Origin of the sequence: Streptomyces sp. NBC_01451, from assembly GCF_036227485.1 — a bacterium.
Lineage (GTDB): Bacteria > Actinomycetota > Actinomycetes > Streptomycetales > Streptomycetaceae > Streptomyces.
Window position 1 is genome coordinate 1,947,489 of the sequence record NZ_CP109479.1, and the last position, 18,583, is coordinate 1,966,071.

At 70.9% G+C, this 18,583-nt stretch carries 17 protein-coding genes; 6 read left to right on the plus strand and 11 right to left on the minus strand.

Annotation, left to right across the window (positions count from 1 at the left end; genetic code table 11):
- Position 1: 1 nt before the first annotated feature.
- Together OG595_RS08305 and OG595_RS08310 are read right to left on the minus strand one after the other, a co-directional pair.
- Positions 2–949 (minus strand): aminoglycoside phosphotransferase family protein, encoded by a 948-nt coding sequence (locus OG595_RS08305; RefSeq protein ID WP_329269533.1) that lies wholly within the window; start codon positions 947–949, stop codon positions 2–4.
- A 54-nt stretch (positions 950–1,003) separates the two neighbouring features.
- On the minus strand, positions 1,004–2,131 hold the full coding sequence (locus tag OG595_RS08310) for an aminopeptidase P family protein (RefSeq protein ID WP_329269535.1): 1,128 nt from the start codon (positions 2,129–2,131) through the stop codon (positions 1,004–1,006).
- A 189-nt stretch (positions 2,132–2,320) separates the two neighbouring features.
- On the opposite strand from OG595_RS08310, the gene OG595_RS08315 reads away from it, so the two are divergent.
- Positions 2,321–3,076, plus strand: a complete 756-nt coding sequence (locus tag OG595_RS08315) for a metallophosphoesterase (RefSeq protein ID WP_329269537.1) — start codon at positions 2,321–2,323, stop codon at positions 3,074–3,076.
- Between the two features lie 9 nt (positions 3,077–3,085).
- Here OG595_RS08315 and OG595_RS08320 read toward each other — a convergent pair whose 3' ends face one another.
- The 5 genes from OG595_RS08320 to OG595_RS08340 form a co-directional block, all read right to left on the minus strand.
- On the minus strand, positions 3,086–3,775 hold the full coding sequence (locus OG595_RS08320) for a PDZ domain-containing protein (protein WP_329269539.1): 690 nt from the start codon (positions 3,773–3,775) through the stop codon (positions 3,086–3,088).
- A gap of 573 nt (positions 3,776–4,348) precedes the next feature.
- Positions 4,349–6,502: a germacradienol/geosmin synthase Cyc2 gene (gene cyc2 / locus OG595_RS08325; RefSeq protein ID WP_329269541.1), complete on the minus strand. Its 2,154-nt coding sequence runs from the start codon at positions 6,500–6,502 to the stop codon at positions 4,349–4,351.
- A gap of 174 nt (positions 6,503–6,676) precedes the next feature.
- Positions 6,677–7,882: a damage-control phosphatase ARMT1 family protein gene (locus OG595_RS08330; RefSeq protein WP_329269543.1), complete on the minus strand. Its 1,206-nt coding sequence runs from the start codon at positions 7,880–7,882 to the stop codon at positions 6,677–6,679.
- Between the two features lie 103 nt (positions 7,883–7,985).
- Positions 7,986–8,636, minus strand: a complete 651-nt coding sequence (locus OG595_RS08335) for a ScbR family autoregulator-binding transcription factor (protein WP_329269545.1) — start codon at positions 8,634–8,636, stop codon at positions 7,986–7,988.
- 72 nt (positions 8,637–8,708) lie between these two features.
- Positions 8,709–9,605, minus strand: a complete 897-nt coding sequence (locus tag OG595_RS08340) for a ScbA/BarX family gamma-butyrolactone biosynthesis protein (RefSeq protein ID WP_329269547.1) — start codon at positions 9,603–9,605, stop codon at positions 8,709–8,711.
- Positions 9,606–9,863: 258 nt separating this feature from the next.
- Between OG595_RS08340 and OG595_RS08345 the strand changes: the two genes are divergently transcribed.
- Together OG595_RS08345 and OG595_RS08350 are read left to right on the plus strand one after the other, a co-directional pair.
- Positions 9,864–10,520 carry a ScbR family autoregulator-binding transcription factor gene (locus OG595_RS08345; RefSeq protein ID WP_329269549.1) on the plus strand — a complete coding sequence of 219 codons (657 nt, stop codon included), beginning with the start codon at positions 9,864–9,866 and terminating at the stop codon, positions 10,518–10,520.
- Positions 10,517–11,383 carry an NAD(P)H-binding protein gene (locus OG595_RS08350; protein ID WP_329269551.1) on the plus strand — a complete coding sequence of 289 codons (867 nt, stop codon included), beginning with the start codon at positions 10,517–10,519 and terminating at the stop codon, positions 11,381–11,383. The genes OG595_RS08345 and OG595_RS08350 overlap by 4 nt, the downstream gene beginning before the upstream one ends.
- 216 nt (positions 11,384–11,599) lie before the next feature.
- Here OG595_RS08350 and OG595_RS08355 read toward each other — a convergent pair whose 3' ends face one another.
- Positions 11,600–13,402 carry a S8 family peptidase gene (locus OG595_RS08355; protein ID WP_329269552.1) on the minus strand — a complete coding sequence of 601 codons (1,803 nt, stop codon included), beginning with the start codon at positions 13,400–13,402 and terminating at the stop codon, positions 11,600–11,602.
- A gap of 396 nt (positions 13,403–13,798) precedes the next feature.
- Between OG595_RS08355 and OG595_RS08360 the strand changes: the two genes are divergently transcribed.
- Positions 13,799–14,788, plus strand: a complete 990-nt coding sequence (locus tag OG595_RS08360; protein ID WP_329269553.1) for a lytic polysaccharide monooxygenase — start codon at positions 13,799–13,801, stop codon at positions 14,786–14,788.
- Between the two features lie 33 nt (positions 14,789–14,821).
- Here the strand turns inward: OG595_RS08360 and OG595_RS08365 are convergent, their stop codons facing one another.
- Positions 14,822–15,481 (minus strand): Tat pathway signal sequence domain protein, encoded by a 660-nt coding sequence (locus tag OG595_RS08365; RefSeq protein WP_329269555.1) that lies wholly within the window; start codon positions 15,479–15,481, stop codon positions 14,822–14,824.
- 764 nt (positions 15,482–16,245) lie between these two features.
- Between OG595_RS08365 and OG595_RS08370 the strand changes: the two genes are divergently transcribed.
- Both OG595_RS08370 and OG595_RS08375 read left to right on the plus strand, forming a co-directional pair.
- A complete protein-coding gene (locus tag OG595_RS08370) occupies positions 16,246–16,977 on the plus strand; it encodes a DUF6230 family protein (RefSeq protein ID WP_329269557.1) in 732 nt (243 codons plus the stop codon).
- Positions 16,977–17,531, plus strand: a complete 555-nt coding sequence (locus OG595_RS08375) for a DUF6114 domain-containing protein (RefSeq protein WP_329269559.1) — start codon at positions 16,977–16,979, stop codon at positions 17,529–17,531. The genes OG595_RS08370 and OG595_RS08375 overlap by 1 nt, the downstream gene beginning before the upstream one ends.
- On the opposite strand, the gene OG595_RS08380 is transcribed toward OG595_RS08375, so the two are convergent.
- Positions 17,453–18,193: a peptidase E gene (locus OG595_RS08380; RefSeq protein WP_329269561.1), complete on the minus strand. Its 741-nt coding sequence runs from the start codon at positions 18,191–18,193 to the stop codon at positions 17,453–17,455. The genes OG595_RS08375 and OG595_RS08380 overlap by 79 nt on opposite strands.
- A gap of 10 nt (positions 18,194–18,203) precedes the next feature.
- Positions 18,204–18,524 (minus strand): Sec-independent protein translocase subunit TatA, encoded by a 321-nt coding sequence (gene tatA, locus OG595_RS08385; RefSeq protein ID WP_329269563.1) that lies wholly within the window; start codon positions 18,522–18,524, stop codon positions 18,204–18,206.
- Positions 18,525–18,583 lie beyond the last annotated feature (59 nt).

Sequence of the window (18,583 nt, forward strand, 5' to 3'; positions counted from 1 at the left end):
GTCACCCCTCCTCGTCCTCTTCCCGAAGCTCCGTGACCCGCTCCAGCAGGATCGCCTCCCAGGCGCGCCGCAGTTGGACTCTCAGCAGGGGCAGCGGGCCGGCGTCACGGCCGGCGAGGCTCCCGGCCAGCCGCACGACCGTGTCGCAGCGGGCCAGCCACAGGCCGCGCAGGCAGGGACGGGCCCCGTAGCCGGCGAGGGTGGCGGCCCGTACGGCAGCGGGCGAACCGACCGCGAGGGCGAGGCCGGCGATGTCCTCGGCCGGGTCGCCGACGACCGCGTCGCTCCAGTCGAGGACACCGCGCACCCGCCCGTCGGCGCTCACCACCAGGTGCTCGCCCCTGAGCCGGTGATGGACCAGGACCGCCGTACCGGCCTGCGCGGCGAGCTGCGTGGTGGCGGACGGGGTCAGCTGATGGAGCCGCGCCGGGTCGAACTCGTCGGCCGCGGCGAGGCGTTGCGCCGCGCCTTCGGCAGCCCGGCGCAGCGCCTCCAGGGAGCGCGGCGCGACCCTCGGCACACCGAGTGTCTCGGCCTGGCGTACGGGCACCTCTCGCAGCCCCGTGAGCAGCGCGGCCAGGTCGGCCTCGCCGACGGCGGAGACGTCGTGCTCCTCGGCCGAGCCGCCGGGCAGTCTGGTGTCCAGCGTGTAGGCCAGTCCGTCGGCCCACTCGCCCTGCGCGACGCCGACGGGGACGGCGATGCCGGTGTGCGGGCGTACGAGGTCGCGCAGGCGCGGTTCGCGGCGCAGTCGCGCGGACGTCTCCCGGTCGGGGGCAAGGCGCAGTACGTGCCGGGAGCCTACCCACCACGTGGAGTGCCCGACGTCCGCCCCGCCCTCGTCGGCGGGCCGGACGTCGGGGCCGGTGGTACCGGTCGTGTCGTCCGTGAGCAGGGATCGGATCAGTCGGCGGACCGTGTCCGCGGTGGGTGTCGGTGCCTGGGTCATGGTCGCGCCGCTGTCGTCCGGGGGTGAGGGCGGGGATGGGCTCCTGGTGTGCGGTCAGTCCACTATGACCATCTCGCGGGTCGTGTTGTTGAGGCGCCGACCGCCGTCCTCGGTCACCGTGACGATGTCCTCGATGCGCACGCCGAAGCGTCCGGGCAGGTAGACCCCGGGCTCCACGGAGAAGCACATGCCGGGGACGAGGGGCTGTTCCTCGCCCTCGATCATGTACGGCGGCTCGTGCGTGGTGACGCCGATGCCGTGGCCGGTGCGGTGGATGAAGTACTCGCCGTAACCGGCGCCGGTGATGACCGCGCGGGCCGCCCGGTCGACGTCCTGGCACGCGGCGCCGGGCCGCACGGCCCGGAAGCCCGCCTCCTGGGCCTCGCGCACGATGTCGTGGACCCGGCGCTGTTCGTCGTCCGGTTCGCCGACGTGGACCGTGCGGGAGGTGTCGGAGCCGTAGCCGTGCAGAAGACCGCCGAAGTCGAGGACGACCATGTCGCCGTTCTCGATGACGCGGTCGCCGGCCTCGTGGTGCGGACTGGCGCCGTTGGGGCCGGAGGCGACGATCGTGAAGTCGACCTGGGAGTGCCCGAACCGCCGCAGCAGATCGGCGAGATCGCCCGCGACGTCCCTCTCCCGGCGTCCGCCGAAGGGAACCTTCCGGATCTCCTCGTACGTTGCGTCGGCAGCCGCGCCCGCGGCTGCCAGGCGTGCCAGTTCCGCCGCGTCCTTCACCGCGCGCAGCATCGGCAGTCCCTCGGAGAGCGAGACGTGCGAGCTGCGGGGCAGCGCCCGCTGGAGTGCCAGCAGATGCAGTGCCCACAGGTTGTCGCTGACCCCGAAGCGGCCCACCGCGTCGAGAAGGGCCGCGGTGGCCGCGTAGGGGTCCTTGCCGTCGGTCCAGTCGCGCAGGGTCAGGGCGGGTGCGCCCGCCGCTTGTGCCGCGTCCGGGGCTTCGAGGGCGGGGACCACGAGGACCGGGTCCTGTCCGGCGGCCAGTACCAGCAGGGTGAGGCGTTCGGTGACCGCGGTGGGCGCGTAGCCGGTGAGCCAGAGGAGATCGGGTCCCGGCGCCACCAGGAGACCGGCGAGCCCCGCGTCCTCGGCCGCCCGCGTGGCGCGCCGCATCCGGGCCCGGTAGTCGTCGGCGGTGAAGGGCGCGGGCGTGCTGCCGGTCATCCGGGCCTCCGTGGAAGGGCGAGGAGCTACGGGCAGCATCCTGCCCGGATGCGCGGGCCGGCGCGAGCCGATTGACGGCCCCACCGTCCGCGTCGCCCGCCCCGACCCCGCCAGCTAACGGATGGGAGTTGAGCAACCATTAGATCTAATGGTTAGATCTACTAGAACCATTAAAGGAGGCGGAAGGCCATGCTCGTACTCGCCCACATCAGCGATCTGCACCTCGACGGAACCGCGCGGTCCACGGCACGCGCCGAACAGGTGCGCGACCGGCTGTGGGAGCTGCCGGGGCACGTCGACGCCCTGCTGGTGACCGGGGACATCGCGGACCACGGCACGGAGGCCGAGTACGAGGAGGCGGCACGCATCCTCGGGCTGCGCACGGGCGACGCGCCCTTCCCGGTGCTCACCTGCCCGGGCAACCACGACAGCCGCGCGCCCTACCGCAAGGCCCTGCTCGGCCTGGCCGCCGCCGAGGGACCGGTGAACAGCGCGCACGTCTTCGACGACGCCGCCGTCCTGATGTGCGACTCCAGCGTGCCCGGCAGCGACGAAGGAGCCCTTGACGAGGAGACGTATGACTGGATCGACGGGACGCTCGACGAACTGGACGACGGTGTCCCGGCGCTGCTCGCCTTCCACCACCCGCCCGTCTCCCTGCACCATCCCCTGCCGGACGCCTGCCGCCTGGACCGACCCGGCCGCCTGGCCGCCCTGCTGGAGCGACAGCCCCGGATCGCCGGGCTCGTCACCGGTCACGCGCACACACCCGCGGCCACCACCTTCGCCGGCCGGCCGCTGCTCGTCGGCCCGGGGGTGACCTGGACCCTCCGGCTGCCCTGGGAGGGCGCGGAGGCCGCGGACCGGGACGCGCCGGTCGGCCTCGCCTTTCACGTGCTGGACGACACCGGGCGGCTGACCAGCCACTTCAGGGTCGTCGCGTGAGGGGTGCGGTCAGGTGACGACGCCCGGAATCGCCACCAGCTGCTGGTAGCCGCCGCTGCGGTGGAGAACCGTGAGGGTGATCTCCGTACCCGGGCGGGCGTGCGCGACCGCACGGGCGAGATCGGACGCCGAGTTGATCCGGTTCCGGCCGAACGCGAGGAGTACGTCGCCCCGGACGAGGCCCGCGGTGTAGCCGGGGCCCGGGACGTGGACACCGACGAGGAGTGCTCCCGCCCTCTCGGCGTCCACGGCCTCGACACCGAGCGTCGCGGTCACGGCCGAGGGCGAGGGGGCCGAGCCCGCACCGACCGAGGACGACCCGGAAGGGGTCGCCCCGGATCCGGACACGGACTCGGACTCGGACTCGGACTCGGACCGGGAGTCGGCCCCTGTCCCGGCCCCGGCGGGCGCCCCGCCCCGTGTGCCCGGCGTCTCTCCGGGCCGACCGTGCGGCTCGCCCTCCCCCGCCTGCCGCCGCAGGTCCGCGAGCTTGCTCATGCCGATCACCGTGGCACCGAGCGTGCCGAGCCCGACCCCCGCCAGAACCAGGACGGCCCCGATGAACAGGCCGAACAGGAGGGTCGTCAGCCGTCGTCCACGTCGGCGCGCGGCATGCGGGCGCCGGGCCGGGCGGGATGTGGTGCCGCCGACCGGTTCCCGACCGGGCATCGGCTTGGGACGCAGCGCAGTCTGTTCCATGGTTCGCCTCCGCCAGGTGCTCTACCCGGCGCACCGGCGCACCACGAGCCACGAACGAGTGAGACTGACGCGGGGGCGGACATGGGTAGCCGTAAGCCGTCCCGGGGCCGGGTGTCTGCCCGTCCGGCGCGGGCCCGCCTCGAACGTGAGCCGGGCCCGCCGCCGCGAGCCACGCCCACGGCAGGGACCCCGCGCGCCACACCGACCGGCCCCCCGGACCCGTCGCTGCGGCTCCGGCACGGGGTGGACCTCGGCCGTTCCGTCGCCGCGGAGCACCACTGCCTGACCCGCGCGCCGTCCGACGCGGACCTCCCGGCGGACACCCGCGCGCTGCCGACCTCCGCCGACGCGACATTCGGCGGCCTCCGGGCGACCTCTCCGCGCACGCCGCCACGGGCGTACGGGAGTTCGCCGCGGAGGCGACGGGAGCGGGTCCGCGATCTCGGCCGACGAACAACGGACAGCGGCGGGGCCCGCCCCGGGCGCGGCCGGGCCACACGCGCGCGGGACCCGGCCCGGCTCCCTGCCCACCGCCGGCCGCCGACCGGCCGCGACCCGGTTGGCAGGAAGACCTCAGCCGATGGGCAGGGGCGAGCTGCGGTCCGGCAGGAAACCGTGGGCCCTGCCGGCCAGGTGGTCGGACCGGTAACGGGGCACCTCCCGGTGCCAGTTCAGGATGCCGGCCAGCCAGTTCCGCAGTTCGGCCACATAACCGTCCATGGTTTCGCGCGCCTCCTCCGTGAGTTTGAAGTCCTCGTACAGGACGGGGAATTCATGGGCGGCGACATGTTCGAACTGCTGCATCCGCTGGGTCATCAGGTCGTGGATGATGCCGAGCGCGGTCGGGTAGTCGCAGCCGAAGAAGTTCTGGACGACGAGGATGCCGTTGTGGATCTCGCCCTCGTACTCGATCTCCTTCTGGTAGGAGAACACGTCGTTGATCAGGCACGCGTAGTCGACGGCCGCGTTCTCCAGCGACCGGACGGGGCCGCTGCGGTAGACCTCCGGCGGGACCGCCCTGCCGTGACCGATCCGGCACAGGCTCATGGTGAGGTCGGCGCCGAAGGTGGCGCGGCGCATCTCCAGGTAGTCGATCGGGTCGGGGACCCGGTTCTGGATCTGGTTGGCGAGCTCCCACACCCAGCTCTCGGTCATCACGTCGACAGCGGCACGGAACGTGCGCCGCTGGTCGGAGTTCATCCCGACCGTGGTGCGCCGCCACAGGTCGATCAGGCCGCGTTCCATGCCGTTGACCGGAACGGGGAACCCGTCGCCCTCGACGGGCATGCAGGCGGAGAGCCGCTCGGTGCACAGGCGGGCCGCCGCCAGGTCACGGCGGTGGCCGAAGACGAGGGGGTAGTAGTCGTCGCCGTAGGTGCCCCAGGCCAGCCAGGCGGAGCTGAGGTCGAGGGCGTCGGCCGTCGCGTCCGGGTGGATGCCGGCCGCGCACAGCGGCAGGTCGGCCGCCGCGAGCTTGTCCTCGTCCCAGACGCCCTCCTGGAGGATGCCCATGCCGTGCGACCAGTCGACGAGGCGGGCGCGGGCACCGTCCAGGTGCGGACTCAGCGTGAGCCCGAACGGCATGTAGAAGTCCGGGAGCAGGGACGGGCCGACCTTCTGGTAAGGCACGTGGGTGTAGGCGCGCAGACGTTCGGCGCCGGCCGAGGCGAGCAGTGCGCCGATGTTGGCGGCGGACGTGCCGAAACCGCCGACACCGAAGGGCCTCGACTCCTCCAGGGCTCCTTCGTTCATGTACCGGCTGGAGCGCAGGTGCCACTCGTGGCCGCCGGACTGCCAGTCCTGGAGCCCGCGCGTGTACGCGGCCACCGCGGCGACCTGGTCCGGTGTGAGGCCCTTCTCCAGGGCCAGCCCGGGCACTTCGGTGAGCGCGGTGTGCTCGAACTGGTGGAGCCGTGAGGTGAGGATGTCGTTGACGGTGTCGGCGGCCTCCTGGGTCGTGCACCCGAAGAAGGTCTCCAGGACGAGCACGCCGTTGCTGAGCTCGCCCTCGTCCTCGACCTCCCGCTGGTAGGAGAACAGGTCGTTGCGCAGGTGGACGCCGTCCGAGAAGGTCTCCATCAGCACCCTGAGCGGCCTCGACTCCGCGACGGACGCGGGCACTTCGGCGGTCGCGTACTCGACGAGCCCGGCCGACCAGGGCGCGCCGCCGACCTTGCGGCGCATCTCGATGTACTCGACGGGGTTGGAGACGCGTGCCTCGTTGATGTTGGACAGTTCCCACATCGACTCGTTCAGCAGATGCTCGGTGGCGACCGCGAACCGCCTGCGCCAGTCCACGGACATCGCCGGGACCGTGCGCGCCCACAGGTCGGCGAGGCCCGCCTCCACCGGATTCCGTGGCTCCGGTACGGGAGTCGAGAGGTCGAGCGGCATGAAGAGGGGCAGCCGGTCCAGGTAGGCCTTGCCGCCGTCGCGGTCCTGGCTGCGTTTGAAGACCTCCAGGAAGTGGTCGTCGAAGAAGAAGACCCACACGTACCAGTCGGTGATGAGCGAGAGGGCGGGTCCGTCGCAGTCGGGGTGCGTGTACGCGCACAACAACCCGTAGTCGTGCGCGTCGAGGTCGGACTGTTCCCAGACGCCTGAGCCCTCCAGCATTCCCATCTCCCGTGCCCAGACGGTCGAATGGGCGCGCGCCTCGTCCAGGTGCGGGTTCAGCCGCGCGGGATACGGCATGTAGAAGTGCGGGAGTACGAACGGCTGTGTCATGGGCGGGGCCCTACCCGTGCCCCGGACGAGCCATCCGCGGGGCAGGACATGATCACACCATCGCGTGAATCAGGACCGATTCCGGGATTCCGGACGGGCGTTGTGAGTTCACTCGGCATGCGAACACTGCGACGAATGCGACGACTCGACTTACGCCTACAACTACGGCTACGGCTACGACGGCGCCTGCGTCGACGACACCTGGATCACCGCACGCGTACCGCTCGTCCGCCAGCGCTGCCCTTCCGCGGCGACGAGCGCCGACTCGGTACGGGCGTCGAGGCCGACGATCACCTCCGACTTCAGGGTGCGCAGAGCCGCCACCGGGCCGGGGAAGTAGGCGGTGACGTCCGCGAACGGCGTGGTGGGGGGCCTGAGGCGGTCACCGACCAGGCGGCGGTAGTTCAGGTCGCCCTTCATCAGGGTGACCGTGGCCGAGACGAAGTCCTCGCGAAGGCCGCCGGGCATCGCCGCGTACGGGAGCGGGGCGCAGGAGAAGGGGTGGGCGCGTACGGTGAGGCGGCCCTCGGCCAGCGCGGACCACAGGCGGTTGCCGTACGCGGCGGCGGCCCCCGGCGCCCGGGTCAACCGGCGGAGGGCGTCGACCACGTCGGCGGTGGTCGCGTCGGACACGAAGAACGGGTGCGGTTTCACGTGCAGGACCGCGTGTTCGGCGTACCCCCGGGTCAGCAGGTGGTCCAGGAGCAGCAGGTCGGGGACGAGTTCCCGGCCGGCGTTGTCCGCGACCAGACACACCGGTCCGGCGCCGGACCTGGCGGACCGGAGCAGCGACCAGAGGGCCTCGCTGTCGTCGGCGACGAGCCCCGCCGCCTCCCCTCCCTCGTCCGCGCCGGAGAGCCGGAAGCCGAGGTCGGCCCGGTTGCCCCACAGCGACCCGTGGAGCAGGGCGCGCGCCTGCTCCTCCTCCGGCTCGCCCACCAGGTCGTCGAGCGCGGCCAGTTCCTCGTCGGTCTCGGGGGCGTCCAGTTCGGCGAGCTTGAAAGGGCGGAAGGGGTCGATCCCGTGCCAGGCGCCGCCACTTCCCCCGAAGTATCCGACCGCTTCGAGGAGTTGACGGTAGAAGTACCCCTCCGCCCAGAGCCACGGCACCTCGAACCAGGACCGGCCCGCGTACTCCCGGGTCCCCCACTCCTCCCACTGTTCCCGGTCCTCGGCACCGGCGGGGAGCGGTTCGACGACGCCCTCGGTGCAGTTCTTGAGGAGTGCGTCGAGCGCGCGGTGCTGCGCCGGGCCGTACGGGAAGGCGTCCCGCACCTTCTGGATGAGCGCGGGATGCCGTTCGGCCAGCACGCTCCAGGGGAACGAGCCCGGCTCGTTGCCGAGGATCACGGGCGGGGACGCGGAGTCGGAGGCAGGCATGCGCCTCACCGTACCGTCCGGAAAACACCCCGCACGGGATGCCGTCGGGCGGAGGAAGGGCGCCCGGAACTCCCACCCGCTCGGGCCGCCCGCCCCGCCCGCCTCACACCACCGCCCGTATCTCCCGCTCCAGCTGCGCCACCAGACCCAGATACCGTGCCCGCCTCGGCGTGGGCACCAGCGCCCGGATGGTGAGCCGCCACATGTCCGCCGTCCGGCGGGGCTGGCGTGCCACCGGTTCCACCGCCCGGCTGACTACGCGGCTGCCGACGAAGAAGCTGACGAGGGAGTGCGCCATCGCGTCGACGTCGACGTCCGGATGCACGTCGGACTCCTTGACCGCGCCGAGGAGTTTGCCCGAGGCCATTTCCGACCACTCGCGGAACGGGTGCCGCAACGGCGGCCGTACGGTGACGTCACCGGCGGCCAGCCGCAGACCCGCCCGGGCGATCGGACCCTCGACGGCCATCCTCGTGATCCCGAACGTGACACGGATCAGTGCTTCGAGCGAGGAGTAGCCGCGGCCGTCGATGTCCCTGGCCATCCGCCGGGACGTTCTGGACTGGATCTCCAGGATGGCGTGGGCCAGGTCCTCCTTCGCAGCGAAGTGGAAGTAGAGAGCGCCCTTGGTGACATGGGCGTGCTCGACTATGTCGCTCAGACTTGTCGACTCGTAACCCTGGCGGTCGAACAGGTCGGCCGCGGCCGTGATGATCGTCGCGCGGGTCTGCTCGGCGCGTAACTGCCTTGCCATCGGCGCTGCCCCTCCCCACCGTACCGGTGCCCCCGAACTCCCCTGAGAAAAACGGGATATGCCGTTTGTTTCTCACTCCCCGTACAAGATAGCCGACCGTTCCGCAGTGCCCACCACACACTCGAAAACCGTGCGTCCCTCCTGCGTTCCCACCACCTTCAGGGTCCCGTCGCCTTCGTCCGTCGACTCGATCCAAGTGGGGAGGTCCAGTTCGGCGAACTGATGGAAGGTCGTGTCGAAGGAGACGGGCATCAGGCCTCTGCCGGTGCCCGTCCGCGCCCACGCGGCCTGCTGGGCGGACTCCAGGAGCAGCATGCCCGGTATGTGGTCAAGTGGGTGGTCAAAAAAAACAGCATGACCGGTATCAACTCGCAACTGCCAGTAACCTTCAGCCTGTTGATTCAGCGCCAGGACCACGTCCGCCGCCGAGCCCCGGCCCACGTCAGCGGCGGGCAGACCCGGTGGAACGGGCAGCGCGGACACGGTGGCCGCCGTACGGCCGCCGCGCAGCCTGCTGAAGACGGCGCCGCTGGTGCAGGTGAAGGCGACGTCGGCGTGTGCGAGCAGTTCTCCGCCCAGCCGTACGTCGGCCTCGTAGCGGGCCGAGACCAGGCGTCTGCCCCGATGACGGATGTCGGAGAAGGTGATGTCGACGGTGGGTTCGGCGGGTGTCGGCCCCACGCCCAGGTGCTCGGGGAACGTGGTGATCCGGAACTCCTGGAGCACGAACCGGTGGTCCAACGGCACCTTGTACTCGGTGTGGTTGAGCAGGGTTCCGGCCTGCCGTACGGTCTCCACGACAAGCAGCGGATCGTACACCGACCGGTCCGGCGACACGTGTAAACAGTGGACACGCGGCCACTGCGCGGAGACGCTGAACCGGTCGGCCCCCGTCCGGGACCAACCGGTGGGGAACGTCTCCGCGATCGACGCGCGGTGCACGAGCTGACGCGGAACGCTGGCTGTCATGACTGGGATTTCGGCAGACTGCGGCACTGGAGGCAATGTCTCTCCCTCGGTCCCCCGTGTGGCGTGGCAGACAGAAAGGCGCCCGCTTCGGTGACCGATAGAGTACGAGGCGACCGGTTTGTTTTCAACGAGATCAGTCGGTCCGGCCCTATGATCGGCGGTTCCGGCGCACCTGACGACGCGCCGTCACGCACAGCACGGCACCGAAATCGGCACTGATAAGGACACCGGCCAACTGGGCGCCAGGGAGGGGCTCTTATGGCGAAGCAGGAGCGCGCCATCAGGACGCGAAGAGCGATCCTGGAAGCCGCGGGCGCGGTTTTCGACGAGCACGGCTACACCTCCACCACCATCTCGATGGTGCTGGAGCGGGCCGCGGTCACCAAGGGCGCCCTGTACTTCCACTTCCCTTCCAAGGAGTCGCTCGCGCAGGCGGTGCTCTCCGAACAGGTGCCGTTCGGCAGTGTGCCGGCGCAGCCCTGCAAGCTGCAGGAGATCATCGACATGACGTTCGTGGTCGGCCAGCGGCTGCTGACCAACTCCCTGCTGCGGGGCAGTGTCCGGCTCGCGGTGGACCAGGAGACGCCGAACCACATCGACCACGCGGAGCCCTTCCGGCAGTGGTCGGAACGCCTGACGTCCCTGATGGAACAGGCGCGGGAGCAGGGCGAGTTGCTGCCCACCGTGGATCCGCCGGAGACGGTGGACCTGCTGGTCGGGGGCTTCACCGGCATCCAGCTGATGTCGCGCGCGATGACCGACCGGGCCGATCTCGGCCACCGGCTGTCCGTGCTGTGGGCGCACATCCTGCCGAGCATCGCGGTGCCGGGACTGCTGCTCGGCCTCGACAGCAGGGCGGACCGCGGTCCCCGGGTCCTGTCCTCCATGGACTCGCTCGGCCTGAAGGCGTCATGATCCTGCTGACCGGCGCGACCGGCACCATCGGCCGTCTGGTGGCCCGGCGCCTGCCCGCCACCGAGCCGGTACGGCTGCTGGCCCGCGATCCCGCACGCGCCGCCGCCCTCGCGGGCGCGCACGCCGAGGTGGTGGGCGGCGACTTCGAGGATCCCGCGAGCCTGCGCCGGGCCCTGACCGGCGTACGGTCGGCGCTGCTCGTCACCGCGAATCCGCTGACCCACGCCCACGACGAGAACTTCCTGGCAGCCGCCCGCGCGGCGGGAGTCGGGCACGCCGTGAAGGTGACGACCCTGTCGGTGACCGAACCCGACGCCACCGACCTGGTCACCCAGTGGCAGCGGGAGAACGAGCGGCTGCTGCACGCCTCGGGCCTGTCCTGGACCCTGCTGCGACCGCGCGCCTTCATGTCCAACACACTGGGCTGGGCCCGTTCGATCCGGGCGGAGGGCGTGGTGCGGAGCGCGAACGGTTCCGTCGCCACCGCGGCGATCGACCCGCGGGACATCGCGGATGTGGCGGTACGCGCGCTCACGGATCCGGAGGGGCACGCGGGTCGGGCGTACGCGCTCACCGGGCCCGCGGGGGTCACCCCCGTGGAACAGACGGAGATCCTGGGCGAGTTGCTGCAACGGCCCCTGAAGTTCGTGGAACTGACGGATGACCAGGTGCTGCGGGGGCTGATCGCGCGATATCCGGAGCCGGTGGCCCACGCCCTCGCGGAGAGTGCCGCGCGGGGGCGGCACGGATCGAAGGGGCAGGCGGAGCCGGCCGTGGCGGAGCTGCTCGGCCGGTCGGCGCGCGGGTACCGGGAGTGGGCGGCGGAACATCTGGCGGAGTTCGGCGGCCCGGCGGCCGAGTGACGAGCGCGGCGGCTCGCGAAGACGACGGCGGGCCGGCCGGCGTCCATCCACGCCGACCGACCCGCCCGCTTCTGCCACACCGTCGGTTCATGTGAACCGACAGGTGGTTCACCCACTCACCCAGTTGGCCAGTCGGCCACTCACCCAGTGGTCCAGTGGTCCACTGGACCACTCGACCACCGGGCCACCGGGCCACCGGGCCACCGGGCCACAAGATCAGAACGTGAGCTTCCAGCTGTTGATCTTGCCCGTGTCCGAGGCCGCCACGTCCTGGACGCGCAGCTTCCAGGTGCCGTTGGCCGTCTCGCTGGAGGCGTCCACCGTGTACGTGGTGTTCACGTTGTCCGCGGAGTCCGAGGTGCTGGAGGCCTTCAGCGGGTAGGTCGTGCCGTCGGGCGCGACCAGGGTGATGACCAGGTCACCGCGGTAGGTGTGGGTGATGTCGACGCCGACCTGGAGGGCCGAGGGGGCGTTGCCGGTCCGGCCGGTGACGGCGATCGAGGACTCGACGGCAGCGCCGTTGTCCGAGACGGAGACGGCGGTGGTGGAGGAGAAGACGGTCCCCGTCGTGCCGCCTCCGGTGCCACTCACGGCCTGCACGGTCTTGGCCGCGTCGGCGAGGCCCGCTCCGCAGCCGCCCGAGCAACTGCCCGGCAGGGCACGGGCGTTGTTCTTGATGGCCGTCTCGATCTGGGCCGGGGTGAGCGAGGAGTTCGCCGACTTCATCAGCGCGACCAGGCCCGCGATGTGCGGGGTGGCCATGCTGGTGCCCTGATAGTAGGCGTACGACTCGGTGGACGGGGTCTTCGCGCCGGAGTTCAGCGTGGAGAGGATGCCGTTGGCGGTGCCGGTGCTCATCTCGCCACCGGGGGCCGAGATGTCCACGACGGAGCCGTAGTTGGAGTAGGAGGCCCGGGCGCCGGTGCGTCCGGTCGCGGCGACGGTGATGACGTTGTTGCAGTTCGCCGGGTTGGAGGTGGAGGCGTTCGCGTTCTCGTTGCCGGCCGCGACGACCACCGTGGTGCCACGGTTCACCGCGCCGGTGATGGCGCTCTGGGTCGCCGCCGAGCAGGCGCCGCCCCCGCCGAGGCTCATGTTGATGACCTTGGCGACGTTGGCGTTGGCCGGGACACCGGAGACGGTGCCGCCCGACGCCCAGGTGATGGCGTCGATGATGTCGGAGTCGTAGCCGCCGCACTTGCCGAGCGCGCGGACCGGGGAGATCTTCGCGTTGTACGCGATGCCCGCGACACCCTTGCTGTTGTTGGCGACGGCGGCGATGGTGCCCGCGACGTGCGTGCCGTGCCAGGAGGAGCTGCTGCCCTCGGTCTGGTCGCACTCACCGGCGGCGTACCAGTCGCCGGGGTCGGCCGGGTTGCTGTCGCGGCCGTCGCCGTCGACGGAGACCGCGGTGTCGGCGATGAAGTCGTAGCCGGCGACGATGTTCGCGGCGAGGTCGGAGTGCGTGACATAGCCGGTGTCGATGACGGCGACGGTCACACCGGTGCCGGTCGCGGTGGTCCAGGCGCCCGGGACACGCATGCCCGCGGTGGACTCGAAGAGGTCCCACTGCTTGGCGTACTCGGTGTCGTTCGGGTCCGCCATCGGCTTGTTGAGGCGGTCCGGCACGACGTAGGCGACCTGCGGATCGGCCTTGTACTCGGCGATGACGTCGGCGACGTCCGTCTTGCTGAGCTCCTCGCCGAGGTCGACGAGGGCGGCGCCGGTACCCAGGCGGCGCTGGAAGTCCAGACTCTCGCCGGCCTCCTTGCCCTTGGCGGCGGCGTCGGCGTCGGCGGCCTGGTTCGACGTGGCCTCGGCGGCGCCGGTCTTGTAGCCGACGATGAGCCGCTCTGCCGGGGCGGCGACCGTCTGCGCGGCTGCGTCCAGAGTGGCGCCGGGGGCGACGGGCTCCTGGGCGACGGCGACCGAGGTGGTGGCCGCGGCCACCAGGGCGGCGGAGACCGCGGCGACGGATATCAGCTTCCGCCCCGTGGAACGGGTGGGTGAAGTACGCAAGGGCTTGCCTTTCGGGGCCGTACTCCGGGCAGCGCGGGCAGCGGGGAGTGGCGGGCGAATCGCTTCTTCGTCGAAGCGGCGGGGGGTGCGGTTCGAAAAGCGGCGCGGCGGCCGGCCAAGCGCGAGCGGCCCGTTCCGGGGTTACCTGTGGGGCGGCTGTGGTGGAACAGTAGGCAAAGAGCAGGTCATCCGGATACAGGGGAAACCCTCGATCGGTCCGGATCCATACCCTTGAGCGCCGGAAACCGACCTTGCGCGAAGGCCAGTTGACCGGGTTGGAAGGATTGGGCGGGTTGCGCGGAATTGCCGGCGCCGCCCGCCGATTGAACGCGGCCCGCCCGCTTCCCGTACTGCCCGAAAGCAGGCCTGTTCCCCCTGGTCGAGGAGACGTCCCGGATGACCACCCACCGCCGTACGCTCCCGGCCGCCGCGCTCGCCGGCACCGCCGCCCTCGCGGCGCCGCTGCTGCTCATGCTGTCGGCGGCGGGTCCCGCCCAGGCGCACGGCGCCCCGACCCAGCCCGTCAGCCGCGCCTACGCCTGCTCCCCCGACGGCGGCAGCCTGGCCGGTACGGCGGCCTGCCGGGCCGCGGTCACCGCGAACGGCGGGGCACCCTTCACCTTCTGGGACAACCTCCGGGTCGCGAACGTGAACGGCCGGGACCGAGCGGTGATCCCCGACGGCCGACTGTGCAGCGGCGGACTGCGCGACTACCGGGGACTCGACCTCGCGCGCTCCGACTGGCCGTCGACCACACTGACGCCGGGCGCGCGGCTGACGATGACGTACCGCTCGACGATCCCGCACACCGGCACGTTCAAGATGTTCCTGACGAAGCCCGGGTACGACCCGACCGGCCCGCTGAACTGGTCCGACCTGCCGGACCGGCCGTTCGCCGAGGTCAAGGACCCCGCGATGACGGGCGACGCGTACCGCATCGGGATGACGCTGCCGTCCGACCGGACCGGGCGGCATGTGCTGTACACGATCTGGCAGAACTCCAGCACGCCGGACACCTACTACTCGTGCTCGGACGTGGTGTTCCCGGAAGAGAAGGGCAGCAAGGGCGGTACGGGCGGCTCCGGCAGCTCCGGCTCCGCCACGCCGACCGCCGGCGCCCTGCCTGCCGCCCGGTCCGGGGCCGCCGAGCCCACCGCTTCGGCCGACCCGTCCGATCCGGCCGAGCAGCCGGAGCAGGCCGCGGGAACGGGACGGGCGGCGGAGTCCGCCGACTCCGCCGCCCCACAGGCCGGGAGCACCGTGGCCGGCGCACCGGTGGCATCGGCCACCGACGGAACCGGGTCACGGCACCTGGTCGCGGCCGGCGCCGCGGCGGTACTGCTCGCCGTGGTCGCCGCCCTCGCCCTGCGTCTGCGCCGCCGGTGAACACCGGGGGCGCAGACGTTCATTGACGGTTCGTCAGTTGACGAAGACCGTGGCGTTGCCCTGCGTCACGTCCGTCACCGGAGCGTACTTGGCGGTGAAGTAGCCACTGCTGAAGCACAGCGACGAACCCGACGACTTGGTGAACGCCTGGGCGGTGAAGTTGATGCTGTTGTCGGCGGTACCGGTCGTACCCGTCAGGCTGGGCGCCTGGTAGACACAGTTGATGCTGCCCAGCAGGGTGCGCAGCACGACGGTCGTCTGGATGACGGAGCCGGCGGCCGGAGTGACGGTGACGGTGCCGTCGGAGCCCACCACGGTGGTGTAGGGCAGGTTGTTGACGGTCACGCTGGTCACGCCCAGGACACCGAGGACATTGCTGGTGCAAGTGCCGAAGGTGTGCGCGGTGACCGACTCGGTGGCGGTGCCCGGCGCCGCGGGGTTGTCGGTGACCTCGGCCGTGAAGGTCGACGCCGCACACGAGACACCACTGGTGCCGGTCGCGCTGGAGTAGAGCGTGGCGGCGGTGCCGGTGGCGAGGGAGGCGCTGAGGACATCGCCGACGGCGACGGCGTCGCCGGCCGCGCTGTTGATGGTGAGCACGGTGTCGGCGGCGGACGCGGGGGTGACCGCGGCGACCGAGAGTCCGGCGACGGCGGCGGCGAGGGCGAGGGCGGAGCGGGTACGAGTACGCATGATGCGGGTGCCTCTTTCTGGAACTGGGGGTGTTGAGGGGTGGTGTCGAAGAGGTCAGGACACGCGAGAGTTCGCGTGCTGAACGCATGAAGGACGCGGGCATGACGCCGTTTGCCGGCCCGTAACGCCTTCTCCGTACGTGACGGACCGGCAACGACAACCGGCCGGTGACCGGCAGGAAGGCTTGGAGGGAGGCTTCCTGCCGGACCGGGCGGGACAGGGCGAACCGGCGGTGGCCCAGGGGGGAAACGGCCATGCCGGTGCCTCGGAGGCGGACTACGGAATGAACAATGAGTCCGGGAAGAGCGATGACTCGCATCGCTGCGGATCCGGCGCCACGGATCCGGGGAAACCAGGTCGAGTTCTAGACCTGAGGGACCGTCAACGTCAAGACATCGGACGGAAGTTGATGCTTCCGTCGAACTTCCGGTCATCTGCTCCCGCGGTGGACGCCTCGACTTCCGTGCGCCTCGTCGACTCCTGCGACACCCCTCCGAGGGCTCTTCGGACCCCCCGAACGACCCCGGATCACCCCGTGAAGCCACAGGTGGCGCATAATCCCCACCCTTTTTCCACAACTCTCTTGACCCTCGAAAGTAACCACGGGTAACTTCCTCGGCGGCTACTGGGGCGTAACCGTGAAAGCCCTTGCAACCGCCGGGAGTTGCGAGGAGACGTACGCCGCAGCCGATGTCCGCGCCAGGACAACGTGCCACACAAGCGTGACCAGCATTGACGCAGTTGACTATGTACTGGGAGCAGCCATGGCCTCGTCCTCGGACGCCTCGTCGTCCGCCGGATCCAACCCCGAGCAGCCAGGAAGCGGTATCGCTTCCGAGGGCGCCGGGGCCACGGGATCCAACAATGTGTCCGAATTCTTCGAAGGCGCCGGGAAGGGCGCCGAACGACGCGGGCGGGTCCGCGCACGCCGGGCCGCCGTCATGGCGGTGCCGGCCACCCTGGTCGCGGCCACGCTCGCGGTTCTCACCGCACAGGGCGCCCTCGGCGTCCAGTTCGCCATCTCGGGCATGCCGTTCACGGTCACCGCGACCGAGATGAACGGCACCGGTTTCGAGCAGTTCGGCGGCCTCGACCACATGATCGAGAACAGCCCGAACGAGGGCGACACCGGCGGCCAGGTCCTGGTCATCACCACCGCGATCAAGAACGCGACGATCACCAAGCTGTGCCAGAGCGTCGACCTCGGCGGCATCAACCTGCTGATCAAGGCGGGCGGCAACGGCACCCCGGTGTCCGCGACCGACCTGACGCTCGACGGTACCGAGCAGTCGGGCGACGCGTCGTTCACCAACATCGAGATCGGCAACGACGCCAGCACGCTCGACAAGGCGGGCGTCAAGGGTCCGGCCGGCGTCTTCAGCCAGCAGGCGGACACCATCCGCATTGCCAACCTGCGGTCGACCAACTACGCCACCACGGCAGCCGTGTTCAAGCTGCCCGGGCTGAAGCTCAGCTTCAGCGAGTCGGGTTGCTGATGTTGGGCATCGGCCAACAGGAGGTGGGGCCCGCTTTCAGAACGTGGCGGGCCCACCGTCCGTTCCTGGGCGGGCTGCTGCTCACCCTGGGCGGGGTGGAGATCCTCGTCACGATGAAGGTCTCCCTGAAGATCGTCGTGCACCTGGGTATGCAGGGTCTGGCGGGCTTCATGCTGCCGGCCCTGATGGTCGTGTGCGGTCTGCTGATCCTCTTCAACCCCGCGCAACGCCTGTTCTACTCGATCGTCGGCATCATGCTGACGCTGGGCACCTGGGTGACCTCGAACCTCGGCGGATTCTTCGTGGGGCTCGCACTGGGAGCCGTGGGCAGCTGCATGGCCTTCGGCTGGCTTCCCGACCAGGAACCGCGTGTCAGCCGCAGCCAGCGGCGCAAGGACAAGGAGCAACAGGGCAAGGCCGACATGGCGGCCCCGGACGCTGCGGGATCCACCGGACCCACGGCGGCGGACGGCGGTCAGGAAGACGGTGACGGCAGCCTGCGCGGCTCGATCCGCTCCTCCACCGCCACATCACCCTCGCATCTGACGACATAGGCACCCCTGCCCGGCAACTCCGCGACTGCCTCGACGAGTTCGGTTCCTCGGTAGACGAGACCGACCCCGTCGTCGGTGCAGTGCGTGGTGGGCAGGGTGCCGTCGGCGACGAGTCTGTGGACCAGCGGGCGGCGGCCCGCGTCGCTGTCGTAGTGCACGCCGTTGCCGTACGGGAGGAAGCCCAACGCATCGGTGAGCGGCCTGAGTCCGGGGCCGAAGGAGTCCGTGGTACCGCCCCTGAACCAGCAGAGGGAGCCCGCGCTGACTCCGCTGAGCACCACGCCGGCCTCCCAGGCGCGCCGCATGATCCGGTCGAGGCCGTGCACCCGCCACACCGCGAGCAGATTCGCCACCGAGCCGCCCATGACCCAGACGACGTCCTGTTCGAGCACCGTTCCCTCGACGTCGTCCAGGTTGGGCATGGGGAAGAGATGCAGGGGCGTGAGGTCGAAGCCCGCGACCCGGGCGGCCTCGCCCATGCGGGCGGTGAAGTGTTCGGCGTCCCCGATGGCCGTACCGACGTACAGGACGCGCGGCCTGCGGCCGTGGGCGCCGGAGAGGTCGACGGCGTGGTGCACCAGGGCGTCGAACTCCACCATGGTCCGGCCGCCGCTGCGGTGTCCGCCGGAGGTCGCGAGGATGGTCGGTTCGGAAGCGGCCATGCGGATGATCTTATCGATCGGTGACGGGCTCCCGCAGGCCGGCGGCCGACTCGGCGGCAACCGGCTCGGCGACAGTCGTCCCGGCGCCAACGGGCTCGGTCCGGTCGGCGACCGGTTCCGCTGAGGAACCGCCGCTCACCTGCGAAGATTCCTCCGTCGCCGAGCCGCCCGCCGACCCGTCCTCCTTCAGTGCCCGCGCCTCGCTCTTGAGGATGCGCATCGAGCGGCCCAGGGCGCGTGCCGTGTCCGGCAGCTTCTTCGAGCCGAACATCACGATGAACACGATCGCCACCACGAGCAGGTGCCAGGGTTCCAGTCCGTTCCGGAGCACAACCTCACAGCCCTTTCCTTCGTCACACATAACAGTTGCCACTTTGCGCAACTGTACAA